Below are 17,416 nucleotides of genomic sequence, written 5' to 3'. Positions count from 1 at the left end.
CAACCGTGACCGCCACGATTGAGCAGGCACACCACGCCGGGCAGGAGCAGGACACTGTGAAAGGCCTGTACATCGACGGCGCCTGGCAGCAGGCGTCCGACGGCGGCACAACAGTTGTGCGCTGTCCCGCGGACGGCAGCGGGGTGGCAGTAGTCGCCAAGTCGACGCCGGAGGACGCGGAGCGGGCCATCGCCAGTGCACGTGCAGCGTTCGACGGCGGGCCCTGGCGGCGGCTCACCGACCTTGAACGCGGGGCGGTCATGCTTCGCGTGGCCGAACTGCTGGAGCGGGACAAGGCCGCCTATGCCCGGGCCGAGGCGCTCGACACCGGCAAGCGCCTTGTCGAAGCCGAATACGACATCGACGACATCGCCGCCTGCTTCCGCTATTACGGAAAGGTTGCCGGCCTCGACGCCGGCCGGGTGATCGACACCGGCCGCCCGAACGCCATCAGCCGTGTGGTGTACGAGCCGCTGGGCGTCTGTGCCCTCATCGCACCCTGGAACTACCCGCTCCTGCAGGCCGCCTGGAAGGTGGCCCCGGCGCTCGTCGCGGGAAACTCGTTCGTGCTCAAGCCCAGCGAGCTCACGCCGTCCACCGCCATCCTGCTCATGGAGACCCTTGCGGAAGCCGGGGTTCCCGCCGGCACCGCAAACCTGGTGACCGGAAGCGGGTCGAAGGTGGGCGGCCCGCTCAGCTCCGACCCGCGCGTCGACCTCGTCTCCCTGACCGGCAGCCTGGCCACCGGCCAGACCATTATGGCCGCCGCCGCGGAGACGGTGAAGCGCGTCGCCTTCGAGCTCGGCGGAAAGAACCCCAACGTCGTCTTCGCGGACGCGGACTGGGACGCCGCCGTCGACAACGCCCTGACCGCCGTCTTCCTGCACTCCGGCCAGGTCTGCTCGGCAGGGGCTCGGCTCGTCGTCGAAGAGTCGATCGCAGAGCGGTTCGTGGCCGAGGTTGTGGAGCGGGCGCAAAAGATCCGGATGGGCGGCCCCTTCGATCCCGACGCCGAGACGGGCCCGCTCATCTCCGCCAGGCACCGGGACCAGGTCCACGCCTATGTCCAGGCCGGCATCGCGGAGGGCGCCGAGCTGTTGTGCGGCGGTTATATCCCGGACGACGGACCGCTCGCGGACGGCTTCTTCTACCCGCCCACGGTGCTCGGCAACTGCCGCTCAGGCATGAGTGTGCTGCGGGAGGAGTCCTTCGGCCCGGTGCTGACGGTCGAGACGTTCCGGTCCGAGGACGAGGCCGTGGCCATCGCCAACGACACGGAGTACGGGCTGGCGGGCGCTGTCTGGACGTCGGATGCGTCCAAGGCGCAGCGTGTTGCGGGTGCCCTGCGGCACGGAACAGTATGGATCAACGACTATCACCCGTACGTCCCGCAGGCGGAATGGGGCGGCTTCGGGAAGTCCGGCATCGGCCGGGAGCTCGGCAGCGCGGGCCTCAACGAGTACCGCGAGGCGAAACACATCTGGCAGAACATCCGGCCCGCGCCCAGCGGCTGGTTCGGCGCGGCTCCGGCCCCGGGGGAAACGGGGGAGGGCGCAGCCAACGAGGCAATCTAACCGGGGGAACAGGCCGTGCCGCGCACTGCAGCAGCCGGCCAGCTACACAACCCGCGTCCAATGGCGGCCGCGGGTCATCACCATCGTGCTTTTTAGACTTAGGAGTTCGGATGTTGGCACCCAGCAAGAGTACTGATTCAAGCGGCATGGCCGAGTTCGGCTATGCCCAGACCCTGGACCGGAGCATCGGCAAGTTCGCCAGCTTCGCAGCCGGGGTCAGTTACATCTCCATCCTCACCGGCGTCTTCCAGCTGTTCTACTTCGGCTACGCCATGGCCGGCCCCGCCTATGCCTGGTCGTGGCCGCTGGTCTTCGCCGGGCAGCTGATGGTTGCCTTGTGCTTCGCAGAGCTGGCAGGCCGCTACCCTGTGGCCGGATCGGTGTACAACTGGGCCAAAAGGCTCTCCTCCGGCACCTTCGCCTGGCTCGCGGGGTGGTTGCTGCTGATTTCCTCCATCGTCGCGCTGGGGGCCGTGGCGCTTGCGCTGCAGCTGACCCTGCCGCAGATCTGGTCCGGTTTCCAGATCATCGGGGACGGCACCGGAACCTATGATTACGCGCTCAACGGTGTCCTGCTGGCAAGCATCATGATCGCCGTCTCCACCCTCATCAACGCCTTCGGCGTGAAACTCATGACCAAAATCAACAGTGTGGGCGTGTTCGTGGAGCTCGCTGCCGCCGTGTTGCTCATCCTCGCCCTCGGCTGGCACATGCTTCGCGGGCCCGGCGTCCTCTTTGAAACCACGGGCTTCGGAGAGGACCATCCGCTGGGCTTCTTCGGAGTGTTCATCATCGGCGCCATGGCATCCGGTTACGTGATGTACGGCTTTGATACCGCGAGCTCCCTTGGCGAGGAGACGAAGGATCCCAAGCGCACGGCACCCAGGGCAATCCTGCGGGCCGTCACCGCGTCCTTCGTGCTGGGCGGGCTGATCCTGCTCACCGGCCTCCTCGCGGCTCCCGACCTGTCCGACCCCAAGCTTGGCTCGGCCGACGGCGGCCTGCAGTACATCGTGCTCTCCGTGCTGGGCGGCCCCTTCGGCAAGGCATTCCTTGTGTGCATCGTAGTGGCCATCATGGTTTGCACGCTGGCCGTGCATGCCGCCGCCATCCGGATGATGTTCGCCATGGCACGGGACAACAACCTGCCGTTCAGCCGGCAGCTGGGCAAGGTCCATCCGGTCCGAAAGACTCCCACCGTTGCCGCCATCGTGATCGGCATCATCGCCATCACCCCCCTGATCGTCAACGTTTCCCAGCCCGCGATCTTCACCATTCTCTCGAGCATCAGCATCGTGCTGATCTACCTCTCCTACCTGCTGGTCACCGTCCCCCTGCTCCGCAACCGCCTGGCAGGGAAGTGGCCGCTGCGCGACGGCGCGGAGGCCGGTTTCAGCATGGGCAAGTGGGGCCTGCCCGTGAATATCCTCGCCGTCGCGTGGGGCGGGGCCATGACACTGAACCTCATCTGGCCGCGCCCGGAGATCTACAACTCAGTGCCGCCGTTTGAGTGGTACCTGCAGTGGGGCGGCGTCCTGTTTGTCACCGCTGTTACCGTGGCCGGCGTCCTGATGTACCGCCTGAAGCTTCGGCACCGGACGGGCGTCCTCGACGGGCATGCCGCCGCAGCCGCCACACCGTTCACCGCGGACGTGGCCAATGAGTACCGCGACCCGCTGGCAGAACATGGTGCTGCGTCAGGGGTACGCGCCGGCTCATAGGATCCGGTTTCGGCGGCACCCAGGCACGGGCATCCCTCGCAAATCCCAACGGCGAAGGGATGCCCGTCCGTCTGCGTTCAGCTGCCGTTCAGTTGGAGGGTGCTGCTGCCGTCCTTGCCGGTCCGGAGCCTGCCGTCGAAGCGCGCGTTCGGGACCAATGGCACTGCCCCGGGAACCGGAAACCACCGACGATGTAAGTGCCATGAACGCCTGCACATCGCCGGTCGTCCTCCAGCGCCGGGACTTCCTGGGACTCTCCATCGCAGCCGCCTCCGCCGCGCTCCTTGCAGGGTGCACGCCCTCCGGCCGGTCCGGCGGCCAGCGCATCCTCGCCGACGACGCAGCGGCCCGCGCCGCGGAGGACGCGCGCCCGTCCAGCGGCCGGACGGTCAAGGGCACGCTCACCGCCGCCCCATTCACTGCGGACCTGGGCGCGGCAGTATTGGGCGGCGGGAAGCTATCCACCTGGGGCTACGACGGCGCCATGAACGGCCCGCTGCTGCGCGGCTCCGTGGGCGACCGCCTGGAAGTGACCCTGCGCAACCGCCTGCCCGAACCCACCAGCGTCCACTGGCACGGCCTGGCCCTGGCCAACAGCCAGGACGGCGTGGAGAAGCTCACCCAGGAGGCCACGGCCGCGGGCTCCAGCTTTAACTATGGCTTCCGCCTCGCCCACCCGGGAACCTACTGGTACCACTCCCACATGGAACTCCAGCGCGAACGCGCCCTCTACGGCGCCCTCATCGTGGACGATCCGGACGAGGCCAAGGACTACGACCATGAGTGGGTCATCCTCCTGGACGATTGGCTGGACGGCGTCACCGGCACCCCCGAAGAGGTCCTCGCCGAGCTCAGCCAGGGCAGGGGCTCCATGATGCAGGGCGGGCACATGGCCATGGGCCCGGCGAGCCCGTTCCTCGGCGGCGACGCCGGAGATGTGCGGTATCCGCTCCACCTGTTCAACGGCCGGGCCCCTGCGGATCCGGACATCCTTGCCGCAAAGCCCGGGGACCGGGTCCGCCTGCGGATCATCAACGCCGCCGGAGACACCGCCTACCGGGTAGGCGCCCCGGGCGTCCGGCTGACGGTGACCCACACCGATGGCTTCCCCGTGGAGCCCAAGGAAGCGGACGCCGTCGTGCTCGGCATGGGCGAGCGGATCGACGCCCTCCTGACCGTCCCCGCCGGCTGGACCCCGCTGATGGCCCTCCCCGAGGGCAAGACCGGCCTGGCGCTGGGGCGCATCCGCGCCGGAACCGGCCAGGAGCCGGTTCCCGCCGCCCTGCCCTCCCGGATCAACGGGGAAGTGTTCGACGGCGGCCGCCTCACCTCCGCGCCGTCCGTCCGCCTGCCGCGCAAACCCGTGACCGTGCGCCACGCCGTGCGCCTGACCGGTTCGATGATGGGCTACAACTGGGGGATCAACGGCCGCCGCTTCGCTCTGGACTCCCCCTACGACGGTGCGCTCGCCGTCCGGCAGGGGGACCGCGTGCAGCTGGACTTCATCAACCCAAGCATGATGTGGCACCCCATGCACCTGCACGGGCACACCTTCCAGATCGGGGAGTCGGGCGCCCGGAAGGACACCGTGATCGTGCGGCCCGGGAGCGCGGTGTCCGTGCTGTTCGACGCCGACAACCCCGGCCAGTGGCTGTACCACTGCCACAACGCCTACCACGCGGCCAGCGGGATGATGGGAGTCCTCAGCTACGTCCGCTGACGCCCCGTAGACTGGCAGGATGCGGCTGGTAGCAAGCGATATCGACGGAACAATCCTGGGTCACGACGGGAAAATCAGCGCCCGCACCGTCCGCGCGTTCCACGCCTGCCGGGATGCGGGCATCGAGCTCGTCTTCGTCACCGGCAGGCCGCCGCGCTGGCTCCACCCGCTCGAGGAGCAGCTGGGCCATACCGGCAGGGTGATCTGTTCCAACGGAGCCGTGGTATGGGACCTGGAAGCGGACAAGCTCGTCTCCGCCCGCACCCTGACCACCGACGCCGTGCTGGAACTGCGCCGGATCATCAAGCAGCTACGGCCCGCAGCCCTGTTCGCCGCGGAAACCCTGGACGGCTTCCACCTGGAGCCCGGCTTCATCGAGAACGGCTCCAGCGAACTGCTGGGCGAGTTCACACCCGCCCCGCTTGCCGCGACGCTCGCCGCCGGCGAAGCCGTGGCCAAGTTCCTGGCCATTGTCCGGGAGGGCACCGCCGATGACTTCCTGGCGCAGGTTCGCCCCGCCGTCGCGCATCTGGCGTCCGCCACCCATTCCGCCCCCAACCTGGCGATGCTGGAGCTGGCCGTCCCCGGCGTCAACAAGGCGGTCACGCTGGCCGGGTACGCAGCGTCCCTGGGGATCGGGGCAGCCGACGTGGTGGCTTTCGGCGACATGCCCAACGACATCGAGATGCTCCGCTGGGCCGGCCACGGGTATGCCATGGCCAGCGGCCACCCCGCGGCGATCCGAGCCGCGGGCCGGCAGGCACCGCACTTCGATCAGGACGGCGTCGCCCAGGTCCTCGAGGAACGGCTCGCAGCCCTGGGCGTCCGGCTATAGGCCCGCTATAAGCCGGCTGTCAGCTGGCGCTCACCCGGCGTTCATCTTGGCTCCCTACTTTGGAGTAGGGAAACCGATGAGGGGGTAATGATGGGCAGAACCGCAAAACGCCACATGGTGGACGGGCCCGTGCGGAAGGTATCGCCGGCGCCGCACTGGAAAAAGCTCCGGCAGGGCGACCGGGTCCGTGTGGAGCTCGCTCCGGGCTTCGAAACCGGCGGAATCGTGGACGCAGTGACGGCGAACCACGAGGCCGTCTGGGTCAACCTGGACGACGGTGCGGGCCGCACGCTTCTGCACTGCAGCGACAGCGTGGACATCCGTCCCGGCGACGCCTGAAACTCCGGTACGCTCACGGGGTGAGCCTGCCATTTTTTGAGGACCATCCGGCCGCCCTGGCGCACCGAGGGTTCTCGCGCGAAGGGCTGGAAAACTCCATGGCCGCGTTCCGCGCCGCCGTCGAACTCGGCTACCGCTACCTGGAAACGGACGTGCACACCACGTCCGACGGCGTCCCGCACCTTTTCCACGACAGCACCCTCGAGCGCGTGACCGGCAGCCCGGGCAGGATCTCCGGCCTGACTGCGGAACAGGTGGCGGAGGCCCGGATTGGCGGCACGGAGCAGGTTCCGCGGCTGGACGCCCTTCTTCTGGAGCTGCCGGAGGCCTTGCTTAACCTGGACGTGAAGGACTGGAATTCCGTCGTGGCAGTAGCGGCAGTCATCGAACGCCGCCAGGCGCACCACCGGGTCCTGGTCACCAGCTTCTCGGACCGCCGGCGCAGGGCGGTCCTGAAACGCCTGAGCCGGCCGGTCGCCTCGTCTGCCGGGTTAGGGCTGAGCGCCGTCTTTACGCTGCTGGGGCCTGCACTTCCCGCGCCGGTGTTCCGCCGGGTGATGCCGCGGATCCTGCACGACGTCCATGCCCTCCAGGTTCCCGTCCGGTACGGTCCGGTCCGTGTGGCCACGCCCGGTTTCATCCGCCGGGCGCACTCCCTGGGCCTGGTGGTCCACTGCTGGACCATCAACGACCCGGGCGAGATGCGGCGGCTGCTGGACCTCGGCGTGGACGGAATCGTCACCGACCGGGCGGACCTGCTGCGGGACGTGCTGATGGAGCGGAATCAATGGCCGGATGGTCCGGTGCGGTAATCGGTTGCGGTGGCCGACGGGTCCTGACCGCCCTCGGAAGGATCCGCACGCAACTCGTCAGGATCGCCTTCGGGCAGGCCGCCTGGGCCCGCAACGCGTCCCGGGCCCGGCGCAGCCGCGCCGGTGCCGCCGGTCCCGTCCTCCGCACTGGCTTCAGTCGGTTCGGAGCCGGATCTTTCCGCGTCCAGGTCCTGCGGGCTCGCCGAGACCGGACCGGGCGCCGCGCCCGTCTTCAGGCCCGGTGCTTTTTGCTTCTCCGCCTCCAGGGCGTTGGAACCTTCGCTGATGGAGGAGTGGACTTCAACGTCATCGTTAGGATCAGTAGGCTCCGGAACGTTGGACTTTTCCACCGGGTCCGATGTCCCTGCGAGGTCTTCCATCGCGTTCTCCGCCGCCTTGCCGATGTTGTCGCCGATTCCCATGACTGTTCCTCCTGACATCGTGCGGGGCCACCATCGGTGGCACTGCCTTGCAGTTCCAGAATTATCAGCAGGCTTACATTTAGTCCAGTGCAAGACTGCCTGGACGGCGGGCGCCGACACCCCGGTTTTCAGGAAGTTCCGCCGGCGGGCCTCATCCCGGATCCGTCGGCCGCGAGCTGCCGTTTCAGCCCGTCCGGATCCAACCGGGTATTCCAGCCGGCCCAGTCCTGCGGCCGCACGGACGGCCTGCCCAGGAGGTACCCCTGCCCGGCGTGAATTCCCAGCTCGGTCAGGGCCTTGAGTTCGCCCGGCGTTTCGATGCCTTCAGCCACCAGGGACGTTCCCACTTGCGCAGCGAAGTCAACCAGGCAGGCTGCAAGGGCGCGCTGGACTTCATCCGTGTCCACGCCGCTGATGACGTTGCGCCCCACCTTCAGGAAGTCGGGCTGCAAATGGATCATTCGGCTGAGCGCGCCGGCGCTGGGCTGGGTGTCATCGATGGCGATCCGCAGGCCCCTCTCGCGGAAAGGGTTAATGGCCGTCATGAACTGCAGGTATTCCGCGTCCGAAATGTCTTCGGTCAATTCGAGCACTACCCGATTAACCGGCAGGTCGATGTGCTCGAACAATTCGGGCAGCCGCGGGTCGATGCAAGACATGGGGGAAATGTTCAGGGAAACGTACAGGTGCTCGGGCAGGTCCCTTGCCGCAGCGGCAGCCGAACCCAGTGCGGCGAACTCAAGATTGGCCCCGAGCCCAACGGAAGCCGCCTCGGCAAACCACAATTCCGCGGCCGCGCCGTCGTCGCTGACAAACCGGGAGAGGGCTTCGGCGCCCACGACGGATTTGTCATTGAGTCCGTAAATCGGCTGGAAGGCCGTCATCAGCATCCGGCTTTGCAGCAGTGCGCTGATCCGGGACATGCTCCGGATGGCGTCCATCTGTTCGGCCAGCTTGGGCGGAATGACGGGAAGGGCTCGATGCGCTGTGCCGACCTCCGGCGCATGGCGGGACCGCGGTTCGTCGCGGCGCGATTCCATGAGGTACTCCAGGAGCGCCCGTTCGGGAACTCCAGGGTTCTCTTCGAGGCTTCTGCTGAGGCGCTGGCGCACACCGGCGCCGGACGGATCAGTATCCGCCAAGACTCCGGCAATGATTCCCCATGCCTGTACCCGAACCGACATTAGCTACGCCCCCAGTTGACGAAGTAATGACCCAGTGGCCGTTTGATTCCCAAGTAAACGCCTTTGTAAAAATGGTGCCGCAAACGCCTTGATTTAGCGGCCATAAAAGCGGACACCGTTAGTTGATGGTATATCGGCGCAGCTAAAAGCGCAGTAGCCTTCGCTTTATTGGTTGGCGCGTTCCGTCAGGCTCGCCAGCACTTGGGGAACCTGTTCCGGCGGGACCGGCCGGCTGAAGAAATAGCCCTGAGCGCTGAGGCACCCGAGTTCGCGGAGCATGCCGGCCTGTTCGGCCGTCTCCACCCCTTCCCACACGGCTTCCAGCCCGCAGGCCCGAACCAGTTGCAGGACCGCGCCCACCAAGGCGGGCTGGGTGGGGTCGCTTCCGAGCCCGGCGAGCAGTGAACGGTCCACTTTGACCCGGTCCACGGGGAGCCGGCGGAGGTAGCTGATGGATGAGTAGCCGGTACCGAAGTCATCGATTTCCAGGCCGACACCCAGGCCCCGGAGCCCGCCGAGGGAGTAGCGGTCCAGCTCATTGCCGCGAACAATCGCTGCCTCAGTGAGCTCCAGGACCACCTGGCGGGGCAGCACGCCGGTTTCCTTCAGGACCTCCCGGACGTCCTCGATAAACTGCAGGCTCTGCAGGTCCGTGGCGGAGATGTTGATCCGCACGGAAAAACGGCTGTCCACTACCGACGCCACCTGCCATTTTCGAAGCTGGTGCACGGCAGTCCGGAGTACCCAGAGGCCGAGCTCGGAAATGAGGCCCGCCTCTTCGGCCACGGGAATGAACTGGTCCGGCATGACCATTCCCCGCTCGGGGTGGTGCCACCGGACCAGGGCCTCCATGCCCTCGATCCGCCCGGTGCTGAGCTCCACCACCGGCTGGTAGACCAGCTCCAGGCCGTTATTCCGGATGGCGTTTCGCAGGTCCTCAACGAGCTGGCTGCGGAGCCTCCGGACAAGCAGCATTCCTGGTTCGAAGCGATGGAGCCGGTTCTGGCCCTCTGCCTTGGAGGCGTACATGGCCACGTCCGCCTCCATGAGCATGTCCTCGGGGCTTTGGCCGGAGCCCCCGATGCTGAGGCCGATACTTGCCCCGCACCTGATGGCGCGCCCCGGGACCTGGATGGGTTCGCCCACGTCCGCGAGGACCCGGTGGGCCACGATGTCCGCCTGGTCCGGGGACGCTGCAGGCATGACGATGGCGAACTCGTCCCCGCCCAGCCGCGCCACCACGTCCGAGGTGCGCACGGCGGTGCGCATCCGTTCCCCCACGGCCACAAGGACCTGGTCTCCGGCACTGTGCCCCAGGCTGTCGTTGATGGCCTTGAACCCGTCAAGGTCCATCAGGAGCAGCACCGGCCCCTCGCCGTCGGGTGCGTCCGCATCAATGGCGGAGCGGAGTGCCTCGAGGAGGGCGGATCGGTTGGCCAGCCCTGTCAGCGGGTCCTGCATGGCCATTTTTTGCATCTCCAGGTGCGCCTCGTGGAGCATCTGGGTGCGCACCTGGACTCGTTGTTCCAGCTCCTCGTAGATGATCTGGAGGTCTTCGGCCAGTAGATTCGTGCCCATGATGATGGCGTCGAGGTCGTCGCGCGCCGGTGAAACCTCGATGCGCGAGCTGAGGTCCCCGGAGGCCAGCCTGACGATGCCTTCCAGGAGATGGGAGAGCCGCGGGTCGTTGTCGGCAAACATCTGGTTCCTCCTCCCGCCCTCTCAGTTGGCCTGGTTGCGGGCAGCATCCAGCGGCAGGCTCACCGTCACGGTGGTGCCGGCGCCGAGTGTGGAGGCGACGTCGATGCGCCCGCCGTGCCGGGCGACGATGTCCTTGGTGATGGCCAGGCCCAGGCCGGTGCCGGGGATGGCTCCGGCCATGGCGTTGGATGCCCGGTAGAAACGGGTGAACACGTGGTCGATCTCCTCGCTGGAAATCCCGATACCGGTGTCAGCAACGCTGACGGTTGCCCAGCGGGTGCCGTCCGGCGCGGCATGCGATTCGCTGCCCACTTCGATCCGCCCGCCGCTGGGGGTGAATTTGATGGCGTTTGAGACCAGGTTGGTGAACACCTGCTGGAGCTGGACTTCGTCCCCCAGGATCTCCGGGTCTTCGGGGACCGGTTCCAGGGCGATGGTGACGTTCTGCTGCTGGGCCAGGGGCCGGAGTGCGGCGGCCACGAGGTCCAGGGTCTGGCCCAGGCGCACAGGGGTCAGGTGCATGAGAGTGTCGTCCAGGCCGTTGCGGGAGACGCTCAGCATGTCCTCCATCAGGGCCCGCAGCCGTTCGGTGTTCCGGACCACGATGTCCAGCATCTGGTGCACCTCGGCGGACACCGGCTCCTCGGCGCTTTCCTGGATCATGTCCAGGTAAGCGATGATCGAGGTCAGCGGCGTGCGCAGTTCGTGGTTGACGGTGGCCAGGAAATCGGTCTTGGCCTTGTCCAGCTCGCGCAGCTGCCGGACCACCTGCTGCTGGCTGCTGATCAGGTGGCTCTGGATGAGGCCGTGGGCAGCGTTTCCGGCCACGTGCTGGATCAGCCCGAGTTCGGTGCTGGACCAGGAACGCGGGCAGCCGAGCACTGTAATCCAGACGATGCCCAGTGACGAACTGCCCTCACCCAGCGGAACGGCCAGCGTTGAGACAGCACCGGCCGGCGCTGTCCGGGCCTCGTCGTCCGCGGTTTCCGCGGCCCCCGGGACAAGGCCGGACGCCGGCAGCGTCTCCGCTCCGGCCCAGAGCTGGTCCGCAATCTGCCGGGCCTCGCCTTCCTCCGGAAACATCGAATCCGGAACGGGGTCCAGGCCGGGCCGGGTCCAGTCCACGGTGAGCTGCGGAACCCGCGGGTCCTCGAAGGTTGCCAGCCTGACGTGGTCAGCCTGGAAGGTGCCGCCGAAGCCGGCAACCACGTGGTCGGCGATCTCCTGCGGATCATTGGTTCCCCGGACAGCTGCCGACACCTCGCGCAGCCGCTCACGCAACGCTTCGGTTTCCTGCCGCGCGGCCCGGCGGCGCGCCAACATTCCGACCAGCGCATCGGCGCGGTGCACCAGCTCCTTGGGCGACGGCGGCTTAACGATGCCGTCCCGGACGCCAGGGCGCTCAAGGGCGGCCCTCTCTTCATGGCTGTCCAGGTCGACCAGGACCAGGACGGGGACGTCGGCGTCAAAACCGGCCAGCGGCGCATCCACCACGGCGACGTCGGGGACCTCGGCGGCCAGCAGCGCTGCCAGGGCGCCTGCGTCTCCGGCGGTCCGGACCGTGTAGCCCGCCCGGCGGAGTGCCTGGACGAGCATGGCCAACCGGGCAGCGTCAAGGTCTGCCACCACAGCGGCGCGGGGCGTCCGTGCATCCGAAGGCATGTCAGGCCCCACGATCCCCCTTCCCTCCCAGTTGAGTACATTGTAGGGGGATGCCGCGTTCAGGCTCCATGAAAGAGCGGGGAGGGGCAGTGATGCAACCAGGGACAGATCGCGGAAAACCGGTTCTCTTCCTCGACGACGGCGGTGTCCTGCAGCTGCGGTGGCCCCGGAATGCGACCATTACGGAAGACGATGCCGAGGCGGCCATGGATCGCGTCAACCGGCTTTGCGGCCAGGACCGGCACCCCATGCTCGTCGATATGGCCACGACGGAAAAGGTGAGCCGCGGCGCCCGGGCGGTCTTCGGGCGCCCGTGCCAGGCTTCCCGGATCGCGCTCTTGGGATCGTCGCCTGTGGACAAAATCATGGCGAATTTTGCCCTCGGCCTGGGGAACCGGCCCTGTCCCACGCGCTTCTTCACGTCCCGTGAGGACGCCATGGCGTGGCTGAAAGCGGACGGTGAACCCGCATGAATCCGTTTATGTCCACTGTTCGGAAATACCTGATGGCTCCCAGGCTGGTACGGCTGGCGAGCTCAGCCCCGAAGAACCGGCCGCTGGCTTGGGAGCGCTACTGGGCCGGGATCACGGGGGCCGGGGGCGGTGGCGAGGTGTTGTGGGATTCCGGGACGGACCGTGAATTCCTGGGTTACAAGGATGTGCTGCTCCGGCACTTCGACCCCGAACTCCCGGTGGTGGACGTGGGGTGCGGGCACGGCAGCTTCACCCGGGCCCTGGCAGGGTTGTTTCCGGAAGTTGTCGGCGTGGACATTTCGCGCCACGCTGTGGAGCGCGCCCGGGCGGAGCAGGCTTCGCCGGACGAGCGCTCAGGCAGCATCGCCTACGAGGTCCGCGACATGACAGTGCCCGGTGCGGGCGCTGGCCTGGTTGAGGCGGCAGGCGCCAACGTCTTCATCCGCGGAGTGCTTCATGTGCTCCGCCGTGACGACCAGGCGGCATTGGTGGAAAACCTGCGGATCCTGGCTGGTTCCCGGGGTGCTGTGTTTTTGGTGGAAACGAACTTCCGGGGCGGCCCGGTCTCGTATGCGTCCCACTTGGGTGCCACCGCCCGCGGCATCCCTGCTCCCCTGGAGCGGGCCATCCGCGGGCTCCCCATGCCGGGCCACTTTGGCCCGGAGGAACGCGCGCGGGTCCTTTCCCCCGCAGTGTGGGAGCTGCTCGAAGACGGTCCGGCGGTCATTGAAACCCATCCCCTGACGGGGCACGAGGGCCGGAACGAGGTGCCGGGATACTACGCGGTGCTGAGGCTGAGGTAGCGGACGCCTTGCCACTGCTGCGGCCCCGCAGTTTTCCCGCAAATTTGCCGTCAACCCAAGCGTCGAAACCCTATGGCAAGTAAACTTATTATCCAGCCTCTGGGGAAGGGATGAAGCTATGGTGCAGGACAGATCAGGAGCCGTCCGGGCAACAGCGCGCGACTTCGTCCCCGCCGGCGCCCTCCTGGCGATACTTCTCCCGCCCACCTACGGCAGCCACGTCACGGAGACGACGGCCTTCACGGTCCTCTCGGTCGAGGTGTGGTCCTCAGGGCTGGTGGTGAACGTGCAGCTGGCCTCGGACGTGGCGCCGGAGGCCCGGATCACCCTGCAGGACCACTTCGGCACGGAGTACACCCTGCGGAAGTCGGTCACGCTGGGTTCGCGTAACCTCCAGGTGTTCAGCCCGTCCCTGCCGGCCGGTGTCAGGAGCCTGACGGTCAAGGCGGCAGACGACGCCGGAGGCCGCCCCGCAGTCACGTTTGCCGTCCCGCTGATGTCCGCACCGGCAGAAGAAGCCGGCCCACAACTCCGCCGCCCCGCCTGAACAGCCCCGGCGCCAGCGGCACCGCCCTCCAAGGAAAGGCAACCATGCAGTCAACCACGGAATTCTCCCCTGCCACTGCCATCGTCACCGGGTCCGACTCCGGCATCGGCAAAGCCACCGCCGTGGCCCTCGCCGCCGCCGGGCTGGACGTGGGCGTGACCTGGCACTCGGACCAGGCCGGCGCCGAGGACACTGCCGCCGAAGTCCGTTCGCTCGGGCGGAAAGCGGCGGTGCGCCGACTGGACACCACCGACCTCCGGGCGGCAGCCGGTGTCATCGACGCGCTGGCGGACGAGCTCGGCGGTGTGGACGTCTTTGTCAACAACGCCGGAACCGGGGACGGAACGCAGTTCCTGGACCTGGACGTGGAAACCTGGCAGCAGACAGTGGACACCAACCTCGGCGGCGCGTTCGTTTGCCTGCAGGCCGCAGCGCGCCGGATGGTCAAAGCCGGCCGGGGCGGCAGGCTCATCGCCGTCACAAGCGTCCACGAGTTCCAGCCGCGCGTCGGGGCCGCCGCGTACGATGCCTCAAAACACGGCCTGGCCGGGCTCATGAAGACCATCGCCCTCGAACTGGCAAAATACGGGATCACCGCAAACAACGTGGCGCCCGGCGAAATCGCCACCCCCATGACAGGGCAGGAGGATGAGGACCCGACGGCGAAGGACCGCCCGGGTGTGCCGCTCGGCCGGCCGGGGGATGCCCGGGAGGTGGCAGCGGTGATTGCTTTCCTCGCCTCGCCCGCCGCCAGTTACGTTACGGGGGCATCCTGGCCGGTGGACGGCGGCATGCTGCAGATGGGACCGCAGGCCGGATCGCACATCAGCAGCCACGAGTGGCGGGACGGCTGATCCTGCCGGACTGGCATGATGGTGCGCATGCGCATTTTGATCGCCCCGGACAAATTCAAGGGTTCCCTCACAGCGGCTGAGGCTGCCGCGGCCATCGCCGAAGGTGCCCTCCGCGTCTATCCCGACGCAGTGACCACCCAGTTCCCCATCGCGGACGGCGGGGAAGGAACCCTGGAAGCGGCCGTGGCCGCGGGGTACGAGGAACGGCTGCACGCCGTAGTCGGCCCCATCCTGGCGCCCACGGGTGCGGCCTGGGCAATCCGCCGGACCCCGGAAGGCGCCGTCAGCGCGGTCATCGAGACAGCGCAGGCCTCGGGCCTGGCGGAAATGGAACCCACACCGCAGAACGCACTGCGCGCGCACAGCTACGGCTGCGGCCAGCTCATTGCCGCTGCCCTGGAGGCCGGTGCCACGGAAATCGTCCTCGGCCTGGGCGGGTCCGCCATGACCGACGGCGGCAGCGGCGCCCTCCGCGCCCTCGGCCTGAAGCCCCTCGACGCCGCTGGCAACATCGTGCCGCTGGGCGGCGGGTCGCTTGCTGACGTGGCCGCCCTGGACGTCTCCGAACTGGATCCGCGTCTGGCCGCCACGCGGTTCCGCATCGCCGTCGATGTCCGCAACCCGCTCTACGGCACCTCCGGCGCCGCCCACGTTTTTGGGCCCCAAAAGGGGGCGGACCCGGACGCTGTGGAAATGCTCGACGCCGGGCTCCGCAACTGGGCGTCGGTCCTCCGGGAAGCCACGGGCCGGGACGTCAACGTCCCGGGGGCAGGCGCCGCCGGTGGCTTCCCGGCGTCGTTCCTTGCATTTACCGACGCCGTGCTGGAAGGCGGCTTTGCGCTGGTGGCCGGTCTGACCGGGCTCGCCCGCCAACTCGCCGAAGCGGACCTTGTGATCACCGGCGAAGGCTCCATGGATTCGCAGTCGCTGACCGGCAAGGCCCCGATTGCTCTCGCCCATGCGGCCCGGGAGCGGGGCATTCCCGCGGTGGTGGTTGCCGGCCGGATCCTCGTCAGTGCGGAGGATCTGGCTCAACACGGCATAGTGGCGGCCGCCCAGCTGCTGGATGTTGCCGAAGGTCCCGAGGATGCGGTCGCCAACGCCGCCCGGCACCTGGTGCGTGCCACCGCACAGGTGCTCGAGGGCGCCTAGCGCCTACCGGCCCTAAACGATGGTGGTTTTGCCGCGGCGGCGCCACCAGACCAGCACCACGACCAGGGTGGCCAGGGCAATTGCTCCGATGACCCATGGGGCGAAGTCCAGCCTGCTGTCCTCCTTCTGCGCAGACTCTCCTGTCCCCGGGTTTGCCGGGCCGGTGGATGCCGTGTCGCCCGGGGAAGGAGTGGGCGTGTAACCGGCCAGCGGTACCAGGGTTCCGGCCGTGCCGGCCCGGCCGGCGTCGGCTGCCACCGAAACGGCAGCGGACCCCGGAGAAGCGTGCGCAGTTCCTGCGGCCAGGGCGGGAACTGCGGCAAGGACCAGTGCCAGCAGGACGGGACGGAGGATGTTGCGCATGGTCAGGCTCCTGTTTCGTAGTGCGGTTCGGCCACCGGCTTGGATTCCGGCGATCCCTTTTCACGGAGATAGACGGAAGCGCCCACCAGGACGGCCACCGCCAGGAATTCGCTTTGCCAGTTCTGGAACGATTCGAACCAGAACCGGCTGGTGCCGATGTACTGCAGGACGGTCACGGCCGGTTCGCCGTGGCTTTGCTGGTCCTGGCTGTAGGCCTCGGCGCCGCCGACTGCGTGGAAGCTGAAGGACGCCAGGAACAGCACGAAAAGCAGGATGGACAGTGAGTGCTCGTAAAGCTTCAGCACTGCGCCGCCGCGCTTCACCGGCCACGGGGTGGTCTTCTTGATCGCGGCCTGCCGCGGGTCTTCGTCCTGGGGCGCGTCCTTGCCCATCGGCTTGGACTCTGAGGAACCCTTTTGGAACAGGAAGACAGTCAGCACCACGTACATGGCCATCTGAAGGAACTCTGATTCCCAGTTCTCAAAGGTGGCCTCCATGAATTCACCGGTGCCCAGGAACTGAAGGACGGAGACGGCGGCTTCACCGTGCGCCTGCTGCTCCTCGCTGTATGATGCCGCCCCGGAGAGGATCATCCCTCCGAAGAACACCAGGAACAGGACTGTGTTTGCGATGAGGAGCCCGTGTTCTTTGGCCCATTTGCCCATGCTCACTCCTCGGTTTTGGCGGTCGGCGCGGAATTCTCCTCAGCGTTCCTGTTCAAGTGCAGAGGAATGTACACCAGCAGCACCAGCAGCAGCGCCAGGAGTACGCCACCTGCGGTGAGTCCGGCTTCCCGGCCAGCGGTGACATCAAAGACCAGTGAGGCGGTGCCCACGCTCAGCAGGCCAACGCCGGCCAGGGCGATCTTGGCGATGGCGTCCGCGCTGTTCACCAGGGTCTCCTTGAGCCGTTTCCGGAAGAGCCGCCGATGGACGCTGACGGGCAGCAGAATGAAGGCCGTGGTCAGCGATGCGACCACGACGTTGGCCAGGTAGAGCGTCACCTGGTAGTCGTCCAGCGTCCTGAAGCGCTCCTGGAAGGGCAGGGTCAGCAGGAAGCCCGCGAGGATCTGGACGCCGGTCTGCAGCACGCGCAGTTCCTGGAGAAGCTCGCCCCAGTTGCGGTCCATGCGTTCTTCGCGGGTCTCGTTCCTGCCTGTCGCGTCCCGATGATTTTCCACCTCTGGCATCCGTTTCTCCTCTCCATGCGGTGCTCCGCTAGTTCAGTTCTACTCCCCACTTACCCAGAAACAAG

General features: G+C 67.5%; 18 protein-coding genes. 11 read left to right on the top strand and 7 right to left on the bottom strand.

Translation table 11 applies throughout. The annotated features are described in order from the left end of the window. The first annotated feature begins 5 nt into the window (after positions 1 to 5). From ACIQCM_RS11430 to ACIQCM_RS11405, 6 genes are all read left to right on the top strand, one after another. Positions 6 to 1,574 carry an aldehyde dehydrogenase family protein gene (locus ACIQCM_RS11430; RefSeq protein ID WP_400607811.1) on the top strand — a complete coding sequence of 523 codons (1,569 nt, stop codon included), beginning with the start codon at positions 6 to 8 and terminating at the stop codon, positions 1,572 to 1,574. Positions 1,575 to 1,684: 110 nt separating this feature from the next. After that, positions 1,685 to 3,295, top strand: a complete 1,611-nt coding sequence (locus tag ACIQCM_RS11425) for an APC family permease (protein ID WP_400607809.1) — start codon at positions 1,685 to 1,687, stop codon at positions 3,293 to 3,295. 157 nt (positions 3,296 to 3,452) lie between these two features. Next, positions 3,453 to 5,015: a multicopper oxidase family protein gene (locus ACIQCM_RS11420; RefSeq protein ID WP_400607807.1), complete on the top strand. Its 1,563-nt coding sequence runs from the start codon at positions 3,453 to 3,455 to the stop codon at positions 5,013 to 5,015. Between the two features lie 19 nt (positions 5,016 to 5,034). Further along, positions 5,035 to 5,850 carry an HAD family hydrolase gene (locus tag ACIQCM_RS11415; protein ID WP_400607804.1) on the top strand — a complete coding sequence of 272 codons (816 nt, stop codon included), beginning with the start codon at positions 5,035 to 5,037 and terminating at the stop codon, positions 5,848 to 5,850. Positions 5,851 to 5,940: 90 nt separating this feature from the next. After that, positions 5,941 to 6,189: a hypothetical protein gene (locus ACIQCM_RS11410; RefSeq protein ID WP_400607898.1), complete on the top strand. Its 249-nt coding sequence runs from the start codon at positions 5,941 to 5,943 to the stop codon at positions 6,187 to 6,189. A 20-nt stretch (positions 6,190 to 6,209) separates the two neighbouring features. Next, on the top strand, positions 6,210 to 7,001 hold the full coding sequence (locus tag ACIQCM_RS11405; protein WP_400607802.1) for a glycerophosphodiester phosphodiesterase family protein: 792 nt from the start codon (positions 6,210 to 6,212) through the stop codon (positions 6,999 to 7,001). Here ACIQCM_RS11405 and ACIQCM_RS11400 read toward each other — a convergent pair. The 4 genes from ACIQCM_RS11400 to ACIQCM_RS11385 form a co-directional block, all read right to left on the bottom strand. Beyond that, entirely contained in the window at positions 6,974 to 7,423 is a 450-nt protein-coding gene (locus ACIQCM_RS11400) for a hypothetical protein (protein WP_400607800.1), read from the bottom strand. The genes ACIQCM_RS11405 and ACIQCM_RS11400 overlap by 28 nt on opposite strands. Positions 7,424 to 7,551: 128 nt before the next feature. Continuing rightward, positions 7,552 to 8,607, bottom strand: a complete 1,056-nt coding sequence (locus ACIQCM_RS11395) for an EAL domain-containing protein (RefSeq protein WP_400607797.1) — start codon at positions 8,605 to 8,607, stop codon at positions 7,552 to 7,554. 165 nt (positions 8,608 to 8,772) lie between these two features. Next, on the bottom strand, positions 8,773 to 10,308 hold the full coding sequence (locus ACIQCM_RS11390; protein WP_400607796.1) for a putative bifunctional diguanylate cyclase/phosphodiesterase: 1,536 nt from the start codon (positions 10,306 to 10,308) through the stop codon (positions 8,773 to 8,775). A 21-nt stretch (positions 10,309 to 10,329) separates the two neighbouring features. Next, positions 10,330 to 11,970 (bottom strand): ATP-binding protein, encoded by a 1,641-nt coding sequence (locus tag ACIQCM_RS11385; protein ID WP_400607795.1) that lies wholly within the window; start codon positions 11,968 to 11,970, stop codon positions 10,330 to 10,332. 92 nt (positions 11,971 to 12,062) lie between these two features. Here ACIQCM_RS11385 and ACIQCM_RS11380 point away from each other — a divergent pair, with 92 nt between their 5' ends. The 5 genes from ACIQCM_RS11380 to ACIQCM_RS11360 all read left to right on the top strand — a co-directional run bounded on the left by ACIQCM_RS11380 (position 12,063) and on the right by ACIQCM_RS11360 (position 15,799). Beyond that, positions 12,063 to 12,443 (top strand): STAS/SEC14 domain-containing protein, encoded by a 381-nt coding sequence (locus ACIQCM_RS11380; RefSeq protein ID WP_400607794.1) that lies wholly within the window; start codon positions 12,063 to 12,065, stop codon positions 12,441 to 12,443. A gap of 8 nt (positions 12,444 to 12,451) precedes the next feature. Beyond that, positions 12,452 to 13,246, top strand: a complete 795-nt coding sequence (locus ACIQCM_RS11375; RefSeq protein WP_400607793.1) for a class I SAM-dependent methyltransferase — start codon at positions 12,452 to 12,454, stop codon at positions 13,244 to 13,246. A 118-nt stretch (positions 13,247 to 13,364) separates the two neighbouring features. Then, a complete protein-coding gene (locus ACIQCM_RS11370; protein WP_400607790.1) occupies positions 13,365 to 13,793 on the top strand; it encodes a hypothetical protein in 429 nt (142 codons plus the stop codon). A gap of 44 nt (positions 13,794 to 13,837) precedes the next feature. After that, complete coding sequence (locus ACIQCM_RS11365) at positions 13,838 to 14,647, top strand: SDR family oxidoreductase (RefSeq protein WP_400607787.1); 810 nt, start codon at positions 13,838 to 13,840, stop codon at positions 14,645 to 14,647. Between the two features lie 27 nt (positions 14,648 to 14,674). Next, positions 14,675 to 15,799 carry a glycerate kinase gene (locus tag ACIQCM_RS11360; RefSeq protein ID WP_400607785.1) on the top strand — a complete coding sequence of 375 codons (1,125 nt, stop codon included), beginning with the start codon at positions 14,675 to 14,677 and terminating at the stop codon, positions 15,797 to 15,799. A gap of 12 nt (positions 15,800 to 15,811) precedes the next feature. Here the strand turns inward: ACIQCM_RS11360 and ACIQCM_RS11355 are convergent, their stop codons facing one another. The 3 genes from ACIQCM_RS11355 to ACIQCM_RS11345 are packed head-to-tail and all read right to left on the bottom strand — an operon-like array spanning position 15,812 to position 17,351. Further along, complete coding sequence (locus ACIQCM_RS11355; protein WP_400607783.1) at positions 15,812 to 16,162, bottom strand: LuxR family transcriptional regulator; 351 nt, start codon at positions 16,160 to 16,162, stop codon at positions 15,812 to 15,814. A gap of 2 nt (positions 16,163 to 16,164) precedes the next feature. Beyond that, on the bottom strand, positions 16,165 to 16,827 hold the full coding sequence (locus tag ACIQCM_RS11350; RefSeq protein ID WP_400607781.1) for a DUF6766 family protein: 663 nt from the start codon (positions 16,825 to 16,827) through the stop codon (positions 16,165 to 16,167). Positions 16,828 to 16,829: 2 nt separating this feature from the next. After that, positions 16,830 to 17,351, bottom strand: a complete 522-nt coding sequence (locus ACIQCM_RS11345; protein WP_400607779.1) for a DUF6328 family protein — start codon at positions 17,349 to 17,351, stop codon at positions 16,830 to 16,832. Between the last annotated feature and the right edge of the window lie 65 nt (positions 17,352 to 17,416).

This window comes from Pseudarthrobacter sp. NPDC092439 (assembly GCF_044754945.1).
Lineage (GTDB): Bacteria > Actinomycetota > Actinomycetes > Actinomycetales > Micrococcaceae > Arthrobacter.
The sequence above is the reverse complement of the archived record's forward strand: the minus strand, read 5'-3'. Positions and strand labels throughout refer to the sequence as shown.

Coding starts and splice junctions, on each gene's coding strand:
- ACIQCM_RS11425 (WP_400607809.1), top strand. CDS start 1,685: ATGTTGGCACCCAGCAAGAGTACTGATTCAAGCGGCATGGCCGAGTTC.
- ACIQCM_RS11350 (WP_400607781.1), bottom strand. CDS start 16,827: ATGGGCAAATGGGCCAAAGAACACGGGCTCCTCATCGCAAACACAGTC.
- ACIQCM_RS11370 (WP_400607790.1), top strand. CDS start 13,365: ATGGTGCAGGACAGATCAGGAGCCGTCCGGGCAACAGCGCGCGACTTC.
- ACIQCM_RS11385 (WP_400607795.1), bottom strand. CDS start 11,970: ATGCCTTCGGATGCACGGACGCCCCGCGCCGCTGTGGTGGCAGACCTT.
- ACIQCM_RS11365 (WP_400607787.1), top strand. CDS start 13,838: ATGCAGTCAACCACGGAATTCTCCCCTGCCACTGCCATCGTCACCGGG.
- ACIQCM_RS11415 (WP_400607804.1), top strand. CDS start 5,035: ATGCGGCTGGTAGCAAGCGATATCGACGGAACAATCCTGGGTCACGAC.
- ACIQCM_RS11355 (WP_400607783.1), bottom strand. CDS start 16,162: ATGCGCAACATCCTCCGTCCCGTCCTGCTGGCACTGGTCCTTGCCGCA.
- ACIQCM_RS11420 (WP_400607807.1), top strand. CDS start 3,453: ATGGCACTGCCCCGGGAACCGGAAACCACCGACGATGTAAGTGCCATG.
- ACIQCM_RS11380 (WP_400607794.1), top strand. CDS start 12,063: ATGCAACCAGGGACAGATCGCGGAAAACCGGTTCTCTTCCTCGACGAC.
- ACIQCM_RS11375 (WP_400607793.1), top strand. CDS start 12,452: ATGTCCACTGTTCGGAAATACCTGATGGCTCCCAGGCTGGTACGGCTG.
- ACIQCM_RS11390 (WP_400607796.1), bottom strand. CDS start 10,308: ATGTTTGCCGACAACGACCCGCGGCTCTCCCATCTCCTGGAAGGCATC.
- ACIQCM_RS11360 (WP_400607785.1), top strand. CDS start 14,675: ATGCGCATTTTGATCGCCCCGGACAAATTCAAGGGTTCCCTCACAGCG.
- ACIQCM_RS11400 (WP_400607800.1), bottom strand. CDS start 7,423: ATGGGAATCGGCGACAACATCGGCAAGGCGGCGGAGAACGCGATGGAA.
- ACIQCM_RS11345 (WP_400607779.1), bottom strand. CDS start 17,351: ATGCCAGAGGTGGAAAATCATCGGGACGCGACAGGCAGGAACGAGACC.
- ACIQCM_RS11410 (WP_400607898.1), top strand. CDS start 5,941: ATGGGCAGAACCGCAAAACGCCACATGGTGGACGGGCCCGTGCGGAAG.
- ACIQCM_RS11395 (WP_400607797.1), bottom strand. CDS start 8,607: ATGTCGGTTCGGGTACAGGCATGGGGAATCATTGCCGGAGTCTTGGCG.